Annotated in this window: 15 protein-coding genes; 9 read left to right on the top strand and 6 right to left on the bottom strand. The window is 35.8% G+C overall.

Features of this window, described 5'->3' with window-relative positions; all coding sequences use genetic code 11:
- Nucleotides 1–513 carry a DinB family protein gene (locus ACJJVI_RS06125; protein ID WP_348022027.1) on the top strand — a complete coding sequence of 171 codons (513 nt, stop codon included), beginning with the start codon at nt 1–3 and terminating at the stop codon, nt 511–513.
- Here ACJJVI_RS06125 and ACJJVI_RS06120 read toward each other — a convergent pair whose 3' ends face one another.
- The 3 genes from ACJJVI_RS06120 to ACJJVI_RS06110 all read right to left on the bottom strand — a co-directional run bounded on the left by ACJJVI_RS06120 (nt 514) and on the right by ACJJVI_RS06110 (nt 3,407).
- The gene (locus ACJJVI_RS06120) at nt 514–870 is read right to left on the bottom strand and encodes a hypothetical protein (protein ID WP_036583154.1); all 357 of its coding nucleotides are present in this window, start codon (nt 868–870) and stop codon (nt 514–516) included.
- A gap of 143 nt (nt 871–1,013) precedes the next feature.
- Nucleotides 1,014–2,306 carry an aminopeptidase P family protein gene (locus ACJJVI_RS06115; protein ID WP_405351016.1) on the bottom strand — a complete coding sequence of 431 codons (1,293 nt, stop codon included), beginning with the start codon at nt 2,304–2,306 and terminating at the stop codon, nt 1,014–1,016.
- 291 nt (nt 2,307–2,597) lie between these two features.
- Nucleotides 2,598–3,407 carry a DUF6503 family protein gene (locus ACJJVI_RS06110; protein ID WP_405351014.1) on the bottom strand — a complete coding sequence of 270 codons (810 nt, stop codon included), beginning with the start codon at nt 3,405–3,407 and terminating at the stop codon, nt 2,598–2,600.
- 114 nt (nt 3,408–3,521) lie between these two features.
- Between ACJJVI_RS06110 and ACJJVI_RS06105 the strand changes: the two genes are divergently transcribed.
- The 4 genes from ACJJVI_RS06105 (at nt 3,522) to ACJJVI_RS06090 (ending at nt 10,179) form a co-directional block, all read left to right on the top strand.
- A complete protein-coding gene (locus ACJJVI_RS06105; RefSeq protein ID WP_405351012.1) occupies nt 3,522–6,368 on the top strand; it encodes a WD40/YVTN/BNR-like repeat-containing protein in 2,847 nt (948 codons plus the stop codon).
- A 336-nt stretch (nt 6,369–6,704) separates the two neighbouring features.
- Nucleotides 6,705–7,367 carry a succinate dehydrogenase cytochrome b subunit gene (locus tag ACJJVI_RS06100; RefSeq protein WP_348022030.1) on the top strand — a complete coding sequence of 221 codons (663 nt, stop codon included), beginning with the start codon at nt 6,705–6,707 and terminating at the stop codon, nt 7,365–7,367.
- A gap of 12 nt (nt 7,368–7,379) precedes the next feature.
- The gene (locus ACJJVI_RS06095) at nt 7,380–9,383 is read left to right on the top strand and encodes a fumarate reductase/succinate dehydrogenase flavoprotein subunit (RefSeq protein WP_036583167.1); all 2,004 of its coding nucleotides are present in this window, start codon (nt 7,380–7,382) and stop codon (nt 9,381–9,383) included.
- Between the two features lie 55 nt (nt 9,384–9,438).
- Nucleotides 9,439–10,179 (top strand): succinate dehydrogenase/fumarate reductase iron-sulfur subunit, encoded by a 741-nt coding sequence (locus tag ACJJVI_RS06090; protein WP_036583169.1) that lies wholly within the window; start codon nt 9,439–9,441, stop codon nt 10,177–10,179.
- 139 nt (nt 10,180–10,318) lie between these two features.
- Here ACJJVI_RS06090 and ACJJVI_RS06085 read toward each other — a convergent pair whose 3' ends face one another.
- Entirely contained in the window at nt 10,319–11,317 is a 999-nt protein-coding gene (locus ACJJVI_RS06085) for a fasciclin domain-containing protein (RefSeq protein ID WP_348022032.1), read from the bottom strand.
- 354 nt (nt 11,318–11,671) lie between these two features.
- Between ACJJVI_RS06085 and ACJJVI_RS06080 the strand changes: the two genes are divergently transcribed.
- Nucleotides 11,672–12,808 carry a methionine aminotransferase gene (locus tag ACJJVI_RS06080; RefSeq protein WP_042269317.1) on the top strand — a complete coding sequence of 379 codons (1,137 nt, stop codon included), beginning with the start codon at nt 11,672–11,674 and terminating at the stop codon, nt 12,806–12,808.
- 49 nt (nt 12,809–12,857) lie between these two features.
- The gene (locus ACJJVI_RS06075) at nt 12,858–13,637 is read left to right on the top strand and encodes a nitrilase family protein (protein WP_042269315.1); all 780 of its coding nucleotides are present in this window, start codon (nt 12,858–12,860) and stop codon (nt 13,635–13,637) included.
- Here the strand turns inward: ACJJVI_RS06075 and ACJJVI_RS06070 are convergent.
- Both ACJJVI_RS06070 and ACJJVI_RS06065 read right to left on the bottom strand, forming a co-directional pair.
- A complete protein-coding gene (locus ACJJVI_RS06070) occupies nt 13,624–15,222 on the bottom strand; it encodes an Ig-like domain-containing protein (protein WP_405351008.1) in 1,599 nt (532 codons plus the stop codon). The two genes, ACJJVI_RS06075 and ACJJVI_RS06070, sit on opposite strands and share 14 nt — an antisense overlap.
- 78 nt (nt 15,223–15,300) lie before the next feature.
- Entirely contained in the window at nt 15,301–15,987 is a 687-nt protein-coding gene (locus ACJJVI_RS06065) for a ComF family protein (RefSeq protein WP_036583180.1), read from the bottom strand.
- A 48-nt stretch (nt 15,988–16,035) separates the two neighbouring features.
- Here ACJJVI_RS06065 and ACJJVI_RS06060 point away from each other — a divergent pair, with 48 nt between their 5' ends.
- Complete coding sequence (locus ACJJVI_RS06060) at nt 16,036–16,917, top strand: hypothetical protein (RefSeq protein ID WP_042245265.1); 882 nt, start codon at nt 16,036–16,038, stop codon at nt 16,915–16,917.
- Nucleotides 16,918–17,038: 121 nt separating this feature from the next.
- Nucleotides 17,039–18,586, top strand: coding sequence for a glycine--tRNA ligase (locus ACJJVI_RS06055; RefSeq protein WP_348022036.1), 1,548 nt, complete (start codon nt 17,039–17,041; stop codon nt 18,584–18,586).
- The last annotated feature ends 46 nt before the right edge of the window (nt 18,587–18,632 follow it).

Raw genomic sequence — 18,632 nt, 5'->3', positions numbered from 1 at the left:
ATGAAAAAAGCCATTCTCCTTCTTACTATTTTATTGGGAATTACAAGCATGGCTCAACAAACTAATGTGAAAGGTGCATTTCTAGAAAAGTGGAATAATTCAAAAGAATATCTCGTCGCTATTGCACAAGCAATGCCTGAAGATAAATACGACTTCAAGCCTACAAAACGTCAAATGAGTTTTAAAACTCAATTGATACATATTGAAGGCAACATGAAATGGCTGGGCACAACTTACTTTAATCTAGAAACTGTAGGAGAACCAGAAGACCTATCTAATTTATCTAAAGAAGATCTTATTATTGCTCTGCAATCTAGATTTGACGATATATATAATGCTGTAAAAGCTATGGATGCTGGAAAGTTTGAAGAAGTTGTCGAATTTTATGCTGGACCTAAATCTAGATTACAAATTCTTAATCTGTTGCAAGATCATGTTACACATCATCGTGGTCAACTTATCGTTTACCTTAACATGTGCCAGATAGATTTACCTAGATATACCGGCTGGTAGTTAGTTGATGACCTCAGCATCAATCATATACTGCACTATAGCTTCTTTCATTAATAAAGATTGTTCTCCAGCTTTAAGCGGTGGCAAATTCTCTTTTACAATATAATGTGGCCATTTATCATCATCAAAATGTGAAAATTCATAATAGCCATAAGGTTCTAGAACACGACATATCGCAATATGCATCAGTTGGTATTTCTCATCTTTCTGAAACTTGCGATGCAGCTGTCCCAATTCTTGAACTCCTATCATGAACAATATAGCATCTATATCCATTTGTTCTCCATCACTGAATCGCTCTTGAAAAAAGGCAACTGTCTGTGCCCATCGCTCTTTTAATTGTTCATCTCTGCTCATGCTGTAAAAGTACGATGTGTGTTGGGATTATGCTTTCGCGAAAGCGTAATATTTTAAAGCTTTTACAGCACACTAACAATTGCTATTAATGAAAAATGCCGCTCTACATAAGTAAAACGGCATTGTGATTAATAAGACAGTTGCTATTTATTCATCAAGTCTTCAATTTCTTCAATTTCAATAGGTATGTCACGCATTAAATTAAATGGTTCACCACTGCTATTGATAACTACGTCATCTTCTAGTCTAATTCCAAAACCTTCTTCTGGCAAATAGATACCTGGTTCTACAGTAAAGACATTACCGGCTTGCATAGGTTCCCATAATATACCGTAATCGTGAGTATCTAATCCCATATGATGAGATGTTCCATGCATGAAATATTTCTTATAAGCTGGCCAGTCCGGATTTTCGTTCTGCACATCCGATTTATCAAGTAGACCTAGACCTATTAACTCACTAGTCATTATTTTACCTACCTCAACATGGTATTCTTTCCAGAGCGTTCCTGGAACCAGCATTTTGGTAGCTTCGTTCTTGACTCTAAGAACCGCATTATAAACATCTTTTTGACGGTCTGTATAACGCCCGTTTACAGGAATGGTTCTAGACATATCACTTGCATAGTTTGCATATTGCGCACCTGCATCGATCAGAATTAAATCGCCGTCTTTACACTCTTGATTATTCTCTATATAGTGTAATACGTTTGCATTATTACCACTCGCGATAATCGGTGTGTAAGCAAATCCGTCGCTGCGTCTTCTTATAAACTCATGTAAAAACTCTGCTTCTAGGTCAAACTCCATGACACCACGTTTAGTAAACTCTAGAACCCGACGAAAACCAGCATTTGTAATGTCGCAAGCTTGTTGTAATAAATCTATTTCTATCTGATCTTTTACAGCACGCAAGCGTTGTAAAATAGGAGCTGATTTTGCATAATTATGTGCTGGATATTGCGCTTTAGTCTTTTTAATGAAACGATCTTCACGTGACTCCATTTCAACAGCCTGACGGTAGTGCTCATTAGTATTGAAATAAATCGTGTCGCATTGGGTCATCATTTCAAAAAACTTCTTGTCAAAATCATTTAACCAATAAACAGTTTTAATACCAGACACTTCAGTCGCGCGTTCTTTAGTCAGCTTCTCGCCTTCCCATATGGCGATGTGCTCATTAGTCTCTGTAACAAACAACACCTCACGATGCGCTGGGTCTGGGCTATCTGGAAATAATACTAAAATGGTATTTTCTTGATCTGCACCACTTAGATAGAAAATATCTCGATGCTGCTTAAATGGCATTGTGCTGTCTGCACCTGTTGTAAAAATATCGTTTGAATTAAATACGGCTAGACTCGATGGCTTCATTTTGGCCATAAAGTTTTTGCGGTTTTTAATAAAGAGTTTAGGATCTATAGGATGATATTTCATAATTCAATTTGTTGTAAATAGTGGTAGTAAACTCGTATTAAAGCATTTGTATTAAAGTACTTTAAAGCGGCTAGCAAGATACCAATGCTTCAAGAGATAGCAAAGGTTTACAGAAATCTATAACATTTAATATTAAGGTCTTCTCTTACGCTTTTTTTGATTTTTCAAAAAAGTAACTACGAGCAGTAAAATAGCAACTAATACAATTCCGATGATAACATATCTAGCAACGTCCATAATAATTTTAAGATTGTGGTTGATGGTCTTAAGTTACTATAAATAAGTGAGATATTATTCATCTACATAGACACCATTATCTGGTATGGTGTAGAAGTCTGCACCCATATGACTAGCATCTATATCAACATTTGTAAAAATGCGAGGTTTACCTCTAGCCTCTGTAGGTAGATTATTTTCAGTTTTATACCAAGTTAATTCTTCTGGTAGTAATAATCCATTTACTTCTTGCCATTTATTGTACTTAATAAAATGAAAATCGGTTGACTTAGAACCTTGTCCTCTAGTAACGGTATAAGCTAACCATTCCATTTTTTTAGATTCTGGATGGTAATATAAAATGTACTCATCGTCTGGTGAGTCGCCTACATTAGACTGATAAGCAATTTTAATTCCTGGATATGAGATTCCGTCTTTTTCTAAAGAAGCTGTTTCACTGTAAACTATACCATCATCTGCAAGTATGAATGGCATTGTATAGAAATAGAACATCAAATTGTGATAAAATCTTGCTCTGTTCTTAGGGAAATAAGTGCTGTCTTGTGCAAGCCATACCTTACCATTATGTGAACCTATTTGATACTTTTCTATCTCAATAACTACATCTCTAGTTTTTAAATCTGTAGTATGGACTTCATCACTATTTTCTTTGGGCATTTTAAATGTAAGGCTTTGCATAGCGCTCCATTGTGCAAGCCCACCGTGTGTGGCTAGGACATCTTGATATGCTTGAGGATATATAGATAAATCTATTTGCTCAACTGGTGCAATTTCTGTTTGAAGAGGTAATGCCTCTTTTTTGTTTTCACTCTTACAGGATATTAATAAAACACCTGCAAATAAGGTTAATAATATTTTTTTCATGTTGGAAAAGTATAAAAAGAGTATCACGATTATGTTAGGGTCATGGTAAAAAAATGTTAGAATAAGAATTTTAAAAACCGCCTTGCTTATCTTTAAGCACCAAAAAAAACATCCATGAACAAAGTTCTATCCTTTGCCATAATATTTTCTAGTTTCATAGGCTTTTGCCAGAGTCCGAAAGCGACTGCTGCAACTCAAGTTCAACAAGGCCTAGTACAACACCAACAAATGGCGCAAAACTCGCCATTCAAGAATCTTGAATTTAAAAATGTAGGACCTACCGTAATGTCTGGTCGTGTAGTAGACGTCGATGTAAATCCTGTAGACCCTACAGAGATGCTGGTCGCTTATGCCAGCGGTGGATTGTGGTACACTGATAATAATGGAACGAGTTTTACTCCTATAATGGATAGTGCAGGAACGATTAACCTAGGTGATATCGCTGTAGATTGGACTGATAAAACAATATGGGCAGGAACCGGAGAAAATAACTCTAGTCGCAGTAGTTATGCCGGTATAGGTGTTTTAAAATCAACAGATTGGGGAAAAACATGGAGTCAACCTATGCTTACAGACTCACATCACATCGGACGTATTTTGATCAACCCGTCAAATGGTGATCATGTGATTGTTGCTGTGACAGGACCATTATATTCTACTAGTGACGCACGAGGAATTTACACGACTAAAAATGGCGGATCAAGCTGGGAAAAAACACTTTATGCAACAGACATGGCCGGCTTTATAGATTTAGCGCACAGCCCTAATAATTTTAATATTATGTATGCTGCTAGCTGGGAAAAAGACCGTAAAGCATGGAATTTTGATGGAGATGGCGATGCTAGTGCTATTTATAAAAGCACGGACGCTGGACAAACTTGGGAAAAAATCACCACAGAAAAAAGTGGTTTCCCAGTAGGATCTGGAGTTGGACGTATAGGACTTGCTGTATATGATGATAACACGGTATATGCGGTTCATGACTCACAATTCCGTAGGGATAAGGATGACAGTGGAAATAACGCTTTCGCGAAAGCGAACTCCAAAAATGACCTTTCAAAAGATGATTTCAAATCCATGTCCAAAGAAGCTTTCTTAAAACTCGATAACGATAAACTTAACAAGTTTTTGAAGAGAAATGGTTTCCAAGAAAAATACAGAGCAGACAATGTAAAAAACATGGTACGCAGTGGCGATGCAACTCCACTAGATGTTGCAAAATATTTAGAAAACGCAAACACACAACTCTTTGACACACCAGTAAAAGGAGCTGAACTATACCGCAGTAATGATGGAGGGAAAACTTGGAAAAAAACTCATGAAGGTCAGATAGACGACGTGTTTTACAGCTATGGCTACTACTTTGCACAGGTAAGAGTAGATCCTAGTGATGTGAATCACGTTTATGTAATGGGAGTTCCTATAGTAAAATCTGATGATGGTGGTGCCAACTGGAAAAGTATCTCTCGTGAAAATGTACATGCCGATCATCATGCGCTATGGATCAATCCTAACAAACGTGGTCATCTTATTAATGGTAACGATGGTGGACTCAACATCTCTTATGACGATGGTGAAACGTGGATTAAGAACAACACGCCTAGTGTAGGTCAGTTTTATGCAATTAACTATGACTTGCAAAAACCATATCGCATCTATGGTGGTTTGCAGGATAATGGAGTTTGGGTAGGTGCTCATAACGCTCCTGAGGACAGAAGCTGGCACCAGCGCGGTCAGTACCCATGGGAAACTATTATGGGTGGTGATGGAATGCAAATCCAGATTGATTCACGTAATAGCGATATCGTTTATACAGGTTACCAATTTGGTAATTACTTCAGAATTAATCGAGGAACTGGTGACCGCAAATACATACAGCCTAAACATGAACTAGGTGAATCTCCTTATCGTTTTAACTGGCAAACACCTATTTTACTAAGCTCTCATAATCAAGATATATTATATCTAGGTGGTAATAAACTACATCGTTCTATGAACCAAGGTGATGATTGGACAGCAATTTCTCCTGACTTAACACAAGGTGGAAAAGAAGGAAATGTAGCTTATGGTACTTTAACAACCATTAGCGAATCACCATTCCGATTTGGTCTAATTTATACCGGATCAGATGATGGATTAGTGCAAGTTACTAAAGATGGTGGTGCCAACTGGCAAAAGTTAAATGGCGGCTGGCCAGCTAATCTTTGGGTGACAAGAGTGACAGCATCACAACATAAAAAAGGACGCGTTTATGCAACACTTAATGGGTATCGCTTTGATGATTTTACACCTTACATATACATGAGTGAAGATTATGGGAAAACCTGGAACAACATTGGGTCGTCGATACCAACATCATCTGTAAATGTAATTATAGAACATCCTGAAAAAGAGAATATCCTTTTTACAGGAACTGATAACGCTACTTATATAAGCACAGACACAGGAAAAACATGGAACCTACTAACTGGCGGTATGCCACCAGTTGCTGTACACGATTTAAAAATCCAACCAGAAGAAAATCATTTACTGGCAGGAACACATGGTCGTTCTATTTACCTGGCAGATTTGGATGCCTTAGAAATTATAGGGAATGATTTCGCTTTTGCGAAAATTGATAAAACAAGAGCTTCTTCTCGTTACGGTAGTAAAGGATTTATGTGGAGTGAAGGACCAGAACCTTCTATAGAATTAGCTTTTTACAGTCCAGCAGCCGGAAAAGTAAAAATAGAAATCCTCAACGAAAACGGAAAAACGGTTCAAGAACTCACTACAATAGCAGACAAAGGCTTGAACTTCTATGAATATGATGGCTCTATTTCAAAATCTGGTATAAAGCGATTTAAAGACACTCCTAAAACAGCAGATAATGGTAAGACCTATTTACCTGTTGGGAAATACACAGTAAAATTAAGTGGTGCAATGGGAAGCGTTGAGCAAGTTTTGGAAATGGTGGAGTAGATAGAATGTTGAGCTAAGAATCTAGAATCTGTAGCTATATTTAAAGATTTTTTGAAATGTAGATTTCTTGATTTACATTTTAACACATCACTTTAAAGACAAGATTGATTTAAGATCTTATACGACAGGTGAAAATTAAACACTCACAAAATTCCAACACTACCTTAACAGATCCTACGTAAGGAAAAAGAGCCTATTACTACTATAGCATAAGCAAAGTAGTTCCAAAGCTATTAAGATTCAATCCAAATAAGACTGAGCAGACATGCTTTTATCTATAACGATTGAAAATCCAGTGGCTGAAAGTTATCTTTGCGTCAAACTAAAAAATTATACATGAGCGCATTAGTAAAATCTTCTATTGCTAGAAAGTGGATAATGGCACTTTCGGGTCTGTTTCTGGTTGTATTCCTAACACAGCATTTTGTCATAAACATTACGTCTGTAATAGCACCAGACACTTTTAATGAGTGGTCTCACTTTATGGGTTACAACCCATTAGTTCAATTTCTTGCACAACCTATACTCATAGGTGGATTAATTGTTCACTTTGTTATGGGAATAGCTCTTGAGATTAAAAACAATAAGGCACGTCCAGTTAAGTATTCAAAATATTCTGGTAATGCAAATTCAACATGGGTATCTCGTAATATGATTATTACCGGCCTTGTAGTTCTAGCTTTTTTAGGTTTACACATGTATGACTTCTGGGTTCATGAAATGACCGTTAAGTATATCGATGTTCAACCAGAAGATTCAACTCGCTATTTACATGAACTTAAAGAGAAGTTTGTAAGTCCTGTAAGAGTCGGGATTTATGTAGTTTCTTTTGTTTTACTAGCGATGCACTTATGGCATGGATTCAATAGTTCTTTCCAGTCTATGGGAGCAAAAGCAGTTAATAAAGGTGAAGGCTTGAAAAAAGCAACTTATGCATGGTCTGTATTAATACCAGCAGGTTTTATTTTCATCGCATTGTATCATCACTTTACTCACTAATAATAATAAATTATGTCAGTATTAGATTCTAAAGTACCTAAAGGACCACTTGCTGAAAAGTGGGTAAATCATAAAAATCACATTAACTTAGTTAACCCTGCAAATAAACGTAACATTGACGTTATCGTTGTAGGAACTGGACTTGCTGGTGGTAGTGCCGCTGCAACTCTAGCTGAGCTAGGATATAATGTTAAGACATTTTGTTATAACGATTCTCCACGTCGTGCACACTCAATTGCCGCACAAGGAGGAATTAATGCTGCCAAAAACTATCAAGGTGATGGAGATTCAAATTTCCGTTTATTCTATGATACTATTAAAGGTGGTGACTATAGATCTCGTGAAGCAAACGTTCACAGACTTGCAGAGGTTTCTTCAAATATTATCGACCAGTGTGTAGCACAAGGAGTTCCTTTTGCACGTGAATATGGTGGATTGTTAGACAACCGCTCTTTTGGTGGTGTTCTTGTTTCTAGAACTTTTTATGCAGCTGGACAAACAGGACAACAGTTATTATTAGGTGCATATTCTGCATTAAATAGACAAATTAACCGTGGTAAAGTAACACCATTTAACCGTCATGAGATGTTAGATCTTGTTAAGGTTGATGGTAAAGCTCGTGGAATTATCGCTCGTAACCTAGTTACCGGTGAGATAGAAAGACATGGAGCGCATGCTGTTGTAATCGCTTCTGGTGGTTATGGAAACGTATTTTTCCTTTCTACAAATGCTATGGGAAGTAACGTAATGGCTGCATGGAGAACACACCGTCGTGGTGCACACTTTGCAAATCCTTGTTATACACAAATTCACCCTACTTGTATTCCTGTAAGTGGCGAGCATCAATCTAAACTGACCTTAATGTCAGAATCACTACGTAATGATGGACGTATCTGGGTTCCTAAAAATCTTGAAGATGCAAAAGCAATACGTGAAGGAAAATTAAGAGGTGTTGATCTTAAAGAGGAAGATAGAGATTATTACCTAGAGAGAAGATATCCAGCCTTTGGTAACTTAGTTCCTCGTGATGTTGCATCACGTGCAGCAAAAGAACGTTGTGATGCAGGTTATGGAGTAAACAAAACAGGTAACGCTGTTTATCTTGACTTTGCAGCTTCATTCCTTAGATATGGAAAAATAGAAGCACTTACTAGCGGTCATAAAGATGCCAGCGAGGCAGAAATGATTGCCTTAGGTAAAAAAGTCATAGAAAAGAAATATGGCAACTTGTTTGATATGTATATGAACATTACAGATGAGAATCCTTATGAAGTACCTATGAAGATTTTCCCAGCTGTTCACTATACAATGGGTGGATTATGGGTAGATTATAACTTACAAACTACAGTACCAGGATGTTTTGCAGCTGGTGAAGCAAACTTCTCTGATCACGGTGCAAACCGTCTAGGAGCTAGTGCATTAATGCAAGGTCTAGCAGATGGTTACTTTGTATTACCATATACTATAGGTGATTATCTAGCTGACGAGATTAGAACAGGCCCAATCTCTACTGAAACGGCTGAGTTTGATCAAGCAGAAAAAGATACTCGAGCTAGAATCGAGAAATTAATGAATGGTGCTGGTGTACACTCTGTAGATTACTATCACAAAAAGCTAGGTTTAATCATGTGGAATAAATGTGGAATGTCTCGTAATGAAACAGACCTTAAATCTGCAATGGATGAAATAGCTGAGTTGAGAGCAGATTTCTGGAAAAACGTAAAAGTTCCTGGTAGTGCAGATACTAAGAATCAAGAACTAGAGAAAGCAGGTCGTGTTGCAGATTTCCTAGAATTAGGAGAGTTGTTTGCAAAAGATGCTTTAGATAGAAATGAAAGCTGTGGTGGTCACTTCCGTGAAGAGTACCAGACAGAAGAAGGTGAAGCACTGAGAGATGACGTAAATTATGCTTACGTATCTGCTTGGGAATATAATGAGAATCCACGTGACGCAAAATTACACAAGGAAAATCTAGTGTTTGAGAACGTAGAATTGAAAACTCGTTCTTATAAATAATTGAATTTTAAATGTTCCGCTTTCGCGAAAGCGTGACAAACTAAATATAAAAAGTATGAAACTTACTTTAAAAATATGGAGACAGGCTGGTCCTGAAGCCAAAGGAAAAATGGTTACTTATCCACTAGATGGTGTAGATGGTGATATGTCTTTCCTAGAAATGATGGATATCTTAAACGAAGAACTGGTTAATAAAGGTGAAGAACCTGTAGAATTTGACCATGACTGTCGTGAAGGAATCTGTGGATCTTGTAACATGATGATCAATGGACAACCTCATGGACCTCAAAAACTGACGACGACATGTCAATTGCACATGAGAAAGTTTAACGATGGTGATACTATTACTATTGAGCCATGGAGAGCTGCTGCGTTTCCTGTTATCAAAGATTTAATTGTAGATCGTTCTTCTTTTGATAGAATTCAACAAGCTGGTGCTTATGTGTCTGTAAATACCTCTGGTAATACTCAAGATGCTAACTCTATTCCTATTGAAAAAGCAAAAGCAGACGAGGCATTTCACTCGGCTACTTGTATAGGTTGTGGAGCTTGTGTTGCAGCATGTAAAAATGCTAGTGCGATGTTATTTACAAGCGCTAAAGTTTCTCAATACGCCTTATTACCACAAGGTGAAATTGAGGCTACAGATCGTGTTCAAAACATGGTTCGCCAGATGGATATTGAAGGATTCGGTAACTGTACAAATACAGGAGCTTGTATGATTGAATGTCCTAAAGGAATTAAGTTAGAAAATATCGCACGTATGAACAGCGAATATTTAAAAGCAAATATCTAGTAAGTAGTTAAATTACTTAAGTATTAAAAAACTCCATCTTTTAATAGATGGAGTTTTTTTTAATTAATCTTGTTTCATAAATAAAGCTCCTAGTTTATACTAGGAGCTTTATTTATATAAATCATGAAGTACTTATAGTCTAGAACAATACTTTATCTGTTAATAATAAGATACCATTTGAAGTTTGAATAGAAGTAAAGTCTTGGGAGCGGAATTTAACCACTTCACTAAAAGGACCTGTACTAAAAGTAATATCGCTTTGTGAATTCATAGAAGTTGAAACATCAGAACCTAGTGTTGAAATAACTAAACCGTCAGACAGCTCACTTACCTCATAGTTCTCTTGAAATGACAATTGAGTGCTTATCGCAAAGTTGATTGATTGAGCTATATTATTATTAGTATCACCTGCATTCAATCCTGCTAGAAAAGTGTCTACTGCAGCATTATCTGGAACGAAAACAGTAAGTTCTTGAGATAAACCAGATTGAAATTTAGATTCTAAAGTAGTAAAGGCCGTAGAAGCGTCTGCAGAAGCTTCTATTAAAGATTTGAAACTAGAGAATTCAAGGCATTCATTAATAAATGTTCTCGCAGTTGATAGCTCTACAATTTGATCAACAGAATGTACCACTCCATTTACAAACAACATATCTGGTGTGATTACAGGAACTCCATTAATCTTAAGACCATCATGATTAGAAATGATAGACATAACATGAGAAGAAGATTCAAAAGAAGTTTGAGCCATAGTCTCTACAAAAAGCTCTTCTACTGTATTTAAGTCACTAATTAAAAGCTCTGATTGAATCACATGATTTTTAAGCAACTGAGCTAGCTCATCTTGAGGAATTTGATTAATACTAGTCATTCCATTTTGAGAAAGATAATTTTCAAAAGCAACATTTGTAGGAGCAAATAAGGTAATGTTTTCTTGATGTGCTAACCAGTCTTGTATTTCACTACCCAATATAGCATCATTGAATATAGTGTAATTAGAGTCGCTACCTACATAGTCTGCAATTTTTTGAGGAACCTCTTCTTGATAAAGGTCTGCATTAGTTAGTTCGTCTCCACTACAGGAAACAAAGAAAGCGGCGATTAAAGATAATTTTAAAAGTAAAGTAAAGTTTTTCATGATCTTATTGTTAATTGGTGTTATCCAAAATTAGCGCTTCAACCAGTTATTTTGAGTTTAACCGAACGTAAATCGTTGAAAGTGACTGCCAAAGTTTTCCCAATTGATCTATACAAATCACCATAATGCACAGTATATCAATGCTTTAGAGCCCAACGTACTAGTATTATCATGTAATCGTTGTATTATGCATTTCGTCGATTTTATAGCTTATTAACGATTTATTTTGTGTTTTAACAGATTTTAAAATGAAATGGATTAAATTTGCACGCCATTACTAACAATTAACAGTTAATTCACAGTTAGATTAACAAATGTTAAAATCACCCGTTTGTATTTTAACTATATTAGAGTATGCTGAACTCTAAACTACCCAATACTAAAGATTCTATATTCTCCATTATGAGCAACTTAGCTCATAAAAACAATGCTTTAAATTTATCCCAAGGCTTTCCTAGCTTCCCTGTTGACACTATTTTAAAGGATTATCATACCGCAGCAATTAAAAATAATTACAATCAATATGCTCCTATGGCAGGAGTGACTTTTTTAAGAGAATCAATATCTCTTAAAATGTTGAAACTTCATCAAGCTAACTACCATCCAGGTAATGAAATATGTATAACTGCCGGTGCTACTCAGGCCATATTCACTGCAATACAGGCAATAATTCACTCGGGTGACGAGGTAATAGTCTTTACACCAGCATATGACTCTTATGTACCTGCGATACAAATGGCCGGTGGTATTGCGATAGAAATACCTATGAAATTACCCGATTTCAATATAGACTGGCAAAAAGTAATTGATCATATTAATGATAAAACTGCGATGATAATGATTAACTCACCACATAATCCTAGTGGTAAGATGTTAAATCATGATGATATGATACAATTAGAACGTCTAGCGGTTCAACATAACTTAATTGTATTAAGCGATGAGGTATATGAACATATTACTTTTGATAATAACGCACATTTAAGTGCCGCAAGGTATCCTGAACTTAAAAAGCGTAGTTTTATCACAGCTAGTTTTGGCAAAACATTTCATGTCACAGGTTGGAAAACAGGCTATTGTCTCGCTCCAGCATATTTAATGAAAGAATTCTATAAAGTCCATCAATACCTTGTGTTCAGTATTAATCATCCTGCACAAATTGCAATAGCCAATTATATACAAGAAGAAAGCAGATATCTTGAATTAGCATCATTCTATCAACGTAAAAGAGATTTGTTTTTAAATTCGATTAAAGACAGTAAATTTTCATTTGACGCTTCCCAAGGAACGTATTTTCAATTATTAGATTATGCTTCCATTACTGATGAAAATGATGTCGCTTTTGCTAGAAGGTTAACCATTGACTACAAAATTGCTGCGATACCTATATCCGTCTTTATGAATGGCACAGACCCAAAAATGCTACGATTTTGCTTTGCTAAAGAAGACCATGAAATCATAAAAGCCGCTCAAATTTTAAATAGTCTATAATTCGGTTCTTATAAATTAGCAACTATTTTTACAAAAGATAAATTGATTAATGAAATCTAAAGAAGATATAAGAGTAAGTTTAATACAAACACATCTAGTCTGGGAAAACCCTAAGGCTAATCTTGTCGAATTTTCGCGAAAGCTTGAACAACTATATGGTATCACAGATCTAGTCATTCTACCTGAAATGTTTACGACTGGCTTTTCTATGCATCCTGAAGAACTAGCCAGTGATGAAAAGATTTATAAGTACCTTAAAGCTCATGCAAAAAAAGGTGGTTTTGCCATCTATGGTAGTGTCATGTTTCAAGAAGGAAATAGGTATGTAAATCGCGGCATTTTTATGCGCCCTGATGGTACCTACACTTTATATGATAAAAAACACCGATTTACGCTCGCTGGTGAACAAAAAGTATACGACAGTGGGAAACAGCCTGTTATTGCCGACTATCTGGGATGGAAATTTAATTTACAGATATGTTATGATTTAAGGTTTCCTGTGTTTGCTAGAAATACACAAGATTATGATGTGCTTATCTATGTAGCAAACTGGCCAGTTCCTAGAGTTAATGCATGGGATGCACTTTTAAAGGCTAGAGCAATTGAAAACATGTGCTATGCAATAGGTGTTAACCGCACTGGTGTTGATGGCAGTGGTATGGATTACAATGGCCATTCTCAAGTTTATAACGTTTTAGGAGAAGAGTCTATTGAACATCCATGGGAAAACCAAAATATTAAAACAGTTCTACTTAAAAAAGAGCACGTTTTAAAGTTGAGGTCTAAATTGAGATTTCTAGAAGATAGAGATCCGTTTACTTTAATATAACCGTTTCACGCACATCCCAGTTTGCTTGTAACGTAATTACTTCTGGCAAATAAACAACAGTTTCTGGCTGTAATCCTTTTAGAAAATTACCCGTATCGTATCTTCCATTTGCATTGTCATCATAAATGACACGAATTAAATAACTTCCTGGATCCAAATTCTCAAAGGCATATACTCCATTGTCAATAGCTATTTGCTCATTGATCACGGTTAAATCTTCCTTTACTATTTGAACAATTGCTGGCCATTGAGTACCAGATGATAGGGTGATTTCCATATTTCCGTAATCAGATGTTGACCTTGTAGTGCCATTAAAAGCTAAAGTATCGGTAGTCTCGCCATAAAAGTCAATTATTGCACCTGGTAAGACATCTACCTTATAACGTTGCATTTCATTTTTCTCAAAATTTATTGTCAATTCGTTTTTTAATACATCTAATTGAGCGTCAAATTCAATGGCTATAGAGTCTTTATCTATAACCTTAAACTTAGAAAGGTCAAAAGATTCTATAGGTGTACTCGCGGTAAGGACTAATGGATTAGATAACGACAAATCTTTTTGTTTTTTAACAATTAGACTATCTACAAATCGTTCTTTAATTAAAACTCGTTTTGAGTCTTCAAATTCTTTATACTTTACATCTAAAAAGACACTATCCCTATCAATCTCTGGCTGAAACCAAAATTGTAACGTATCTGATTTTTCTAATTTTGTAATTCTAGTTTTAGTAAAAAGGTTCTTTTCTTGAGATTTAACATTTAGAGAATCTAACCTACCTGTATATGCTACATACAACTTAGTTTTACCTTCATGAGTAATTTTTTTAACACTAGGATCTAGTTCTGGTTGAAACATTTTTAATTCATAAACCTCATCACTAGGTACAGTAACAGCCTTTGTCACATAACCTATTTTATCAGTACGCGGATTGAATTTTAGGTCACTATTTTCTTCTTTAACTCCTACTAGTCGGTATTCACCAGCAGCAAGATTCTCCATGGTAAAGGTTTTTAAACTATCCAATGTATTTAATACGTACAACGGCGGTCCTTTAAAAACCAACGAATCCGTATACTCTTCATCCATTTTATAGAGTAATACATTAACAAAGTCATCTGCTTTATAATTGAAGGCATCTGTTATTTTACCATTAAGCTGTAGAGAATCAATATAAGTTCCCGTGCTGAAAACATATCTAAAAAACGGATATGGATTTGATTCATTATTATCGACTATACTCTGCCCAAAATTGAGCGTATAAGTTGTATTAGGCGCTAGTGTATCTGTAATGGTAATGGTCATTTTTTTAGACGCGCTACCTTGTGGTGTTACTATAGGTCTGTTCTTAAGAGGTGGAGAAACAACTAACTGTTTTTGTAAATCTTGTAATTTGATATATTCATCAAAAGTTATTTCAATCTCTTGAGCCTTGAAATTAACACTATAATTATCGGGATAAGCACGTAAGATGACAGGTGGTTCCTCATCTATAGGTCCACCGGTAGGGTTACCACGTTTTGCACATTGAACCAATAAAATGGTAATGGATAAAACTAACGCTATATTTAAAATGGTCTTTTTCACAGTATAGTATAACGACTGCAAGGTACTATGATTATGTAAAAGATAGAAAAGTTTTATGAATTACACTTACAAGGCAGTTTATACTGATATTGCCATTGTGGCTATAGAGATCTTTATATCAGAAATACTTAATAACGCTCTAGCACACAAAACTAATGTCGTACCTGTGGTAATGACATCATCAACTATTAAGACATGTGTGCCTTGAGGTAAGGATCCTACTAGTTGATATGGATTATTAGATTCATCACTACGTTGCGTTTGATTCAATCGTGCTTGGTTAATTGTATTTTTAGTTTTCACTAAAATGTCATCGCGATAACTTGCATTTAAAATTTGTGCAAGCTCATTTCCAAATCCAGCGACCTGATTATAGCCACGTTTTTTAAGCCGTTTAGGATGAACTGGCACAGGTACTACTACATCTACATCCATAAAAAGATCGCATTCAATTAATTCTTGCCCTAACCAAGAGCCTATAAAACTGCTTATTTCTTCTTTTTTACGATACTTTAATTGATGAATCATTTGCTGTACTGCACCTATTTTTTCATAATAAAATAAGCTTGTAACATGTTGGACATCGATACGAGTATAAAAAAGTTCTCGCATTTTTTCATCACTTGTTTTATGAAAATTAGTTAATGGCAAATGCGTACGGCATGAGGTACAAAGCAAGTTCTCTCCAGTAGTAAGAACGCTCTCACAACCTACACACAACTCTGGATAGAGTAAGTTAAAGAAATCATATATCCAGCGCTTCATATATATTATTTAGTACGTTTATAGCGTTAAAAGACTAAAGATAACATTATGGGAACTCAAAAAGACAACCGTTTATTAAAGATATTACTAGGACTAGCAGTCCTATTGTTAATAATCTTAGGAAGTTACACCTACAGAGCACATCATAAAAACGAGGCTATCACTACTCAATTAGGAATTGAAAAAACAGAGATTGAAAAAGCACTCGATAACATCGAAAAAGAATATTTAATAGAAATCGAAAAAGGAACTGCAATCACTAGCGACCTAGAAGCTGCTAAAGAACGCATCACTAGACTTAAAGACTCTGTAAACAGATTAGAACCTAATGTAGCCATACTTGCTAGACTGCGTAAAGAATTAGTAAAAATAAAAGACGAGCGTGAGGTTCTTGCGGCACGTGTTTATGTACTTGAACGAGAAAACGAGACTCTAGTTCGTGTTAAAGACAGCACGCTTCAAGTACTTAATGAAGAAATCATCGCTAGTACTAATAAATCAACAGAAATTGACAACCTTAATGAAAGCATGGCAAAAGCAGCCACTCTTTTACCTACTAACTTTAAGACAAAAGGAGTTATTATAAGAAGTAGCGGGAAAGAAATAGAAAACGATCGTGCACGACGTGTAGATGATTTAAAAGTATGCTTTACACTACCTCAAAATGCACTTGCACCTACTGGTGTTCAGTCTTTTTACTTGCAAGTAATTAACCCAGATAACAATGTGTTAGGACTCAAGAAAAAGCAACAATTTGAAGACCAAGAACTAACGTATTCTAAGGTAGTTTCTTTTAATTACAAGGGCCAAGAACTTGATATTTGTGAACTTGTTCAATCTAACGAGGATGACATCGTTAAAGGAACATATCGCATCAATCTATATAATGGTGGTATAAGAGTCAGTAGTTCAGAACTGGCACTTAGATAAACACTTGTACAAATAATTATTTAAACACGCTTTAGGGCGTGTTTTTTATTTTACGCTTTCGCGAAAGCGAAATAAACAAAATCATATCGTTGCAAAGAGCCTTTTTTTTACATTTGCAGCTATGGCAAAGAACAACGATCAAGATCAGTTTAAAAAAGTACTCTCACATGCAAAAGAGTACGGGTATGTTTTTCAATCAAGCGAAATCTATGATGGATTAAGCGCTGTTTACGACTATGGTCAAAACGGTGTAGAGTTAAAGAAAAACATCAGAGAATACTGGTGGCAAGCGATGACGCAATTAAACCAAGATATCGTAGGTATAGATGCAGCTATTTTTATGCATCCTACGACATGGAAAGCCTCTGGTCACGTAGATGCTTTTAATGATCCGTTGATTGATAATAAAGACTCTAAAAAACGCTATCGTGCAGATGTGTTAATAGAAGACTATTGTGAAAAAAATCTTCAAAAAGCCAATAAAGAAATAGCAAAAGCTGCTAAAAGATTTGGTGAAGATTTTGATGCAGATATGTATCGCCAGACTAATCCACGTGTGATGGGTTACATGAAGAAAGCTACTGAACCTACTGCAAGACTTGCTACTCTTTTAGAGGCTGAAGATCTTGCTGGTGTAAAAGCACTTATAGAAGAACTTGAAATCGCAGATCCAGATACAGGTTCTAAAAACTGGACAGATGTGCGCCAGTTCAACCTTATGTTTGGTACTAAAATAGGTGCCAGTGCAGATACTGCTACAGATCTATATTTAAGACCAGAAACAGCACAAGGTATTTTTGTAAACTTTCTAAATGTTCAAAAAACTGGTCGTATGAAGATTCCTTTCGGAATAGCACAAACCGGTAAAGCTTTTAGAAACGAGATTGTTGCACGTCAATTCATTTTCCGTCAGCGTGAATTTGAACAAATGGAGATGCAATATTTTGTAAAGCCAGGAACAGAACTTGAATGGTTTGAAATCTGGAAAGAACGTCGTATGGCATGGCACAACTCACTAGGAATGGGTCAAGAAAATTACCGTTTTCATGACCATGAGAAACTAGCACATTATGCAAACGCTGCAACAGACATCGAATTTGACTTCCCATTTGGTTTTAAAGAATTGGAAGGTATTCATTCTCGTACAGACTTTGACCTTAAAGCACATGAAGAGCATAGTGGTAAAAAACTACAATTCTTTGACCATGAAGAAAATAAAAGTTACGTGCCTTATGTACTGGAAACGTCGATAGGTTTAGACAGAATGTTTCTAGCTGTATTCTCTAATTCTTTACAAGAAGAAAAATTAGATGGTGGTGGCGAGCGCACAGTCCTTAAATTACCTGCAGTTCTTGCACCAGTTAAAGCGGCTATTTTACCATTATTAAAGAAAGACGGATTACCAGAAATCGCAAACGAAATTATAGACGAACTAAAGTGGTCTATGAAAGTTGCTTATGAAGAAAAGGACTCTATAGGTAAGCGTTATGCACGTCACGATTTGAACGGTACACCGTATTGTGTAACCATAGATCACGATACTAAAGAAGATCATGCAGTTACCGTTAGAGATCGCGATACAATGACTCAAGAACGTATTGCTATTAAAGACCTAAAAAACTATCTAGAAGCCCGTGTAAGCATGAGCGAATGGTTAAAAAAAATCTAATAGATTTTCAAGGATGATTGTTACTTAATACCAATAAAGTTTCTTT

It is taken from the genome of Nonlabens sp. Asnod3-H03 (genome assembly GCF_045063665.1).
Classification (GTDB): Bacteria; Bacteroidota; Bacteroidia; order Flavobacteriales; family Flavobacteriaceae; genus Nonlabens; species Nonlabens ulvanivorans.
The sequence above is the reverse complement of the archived record's forward strand: the minus strand, read 5'-3'. Positions and strand labels throughout refer to the sequence as shown.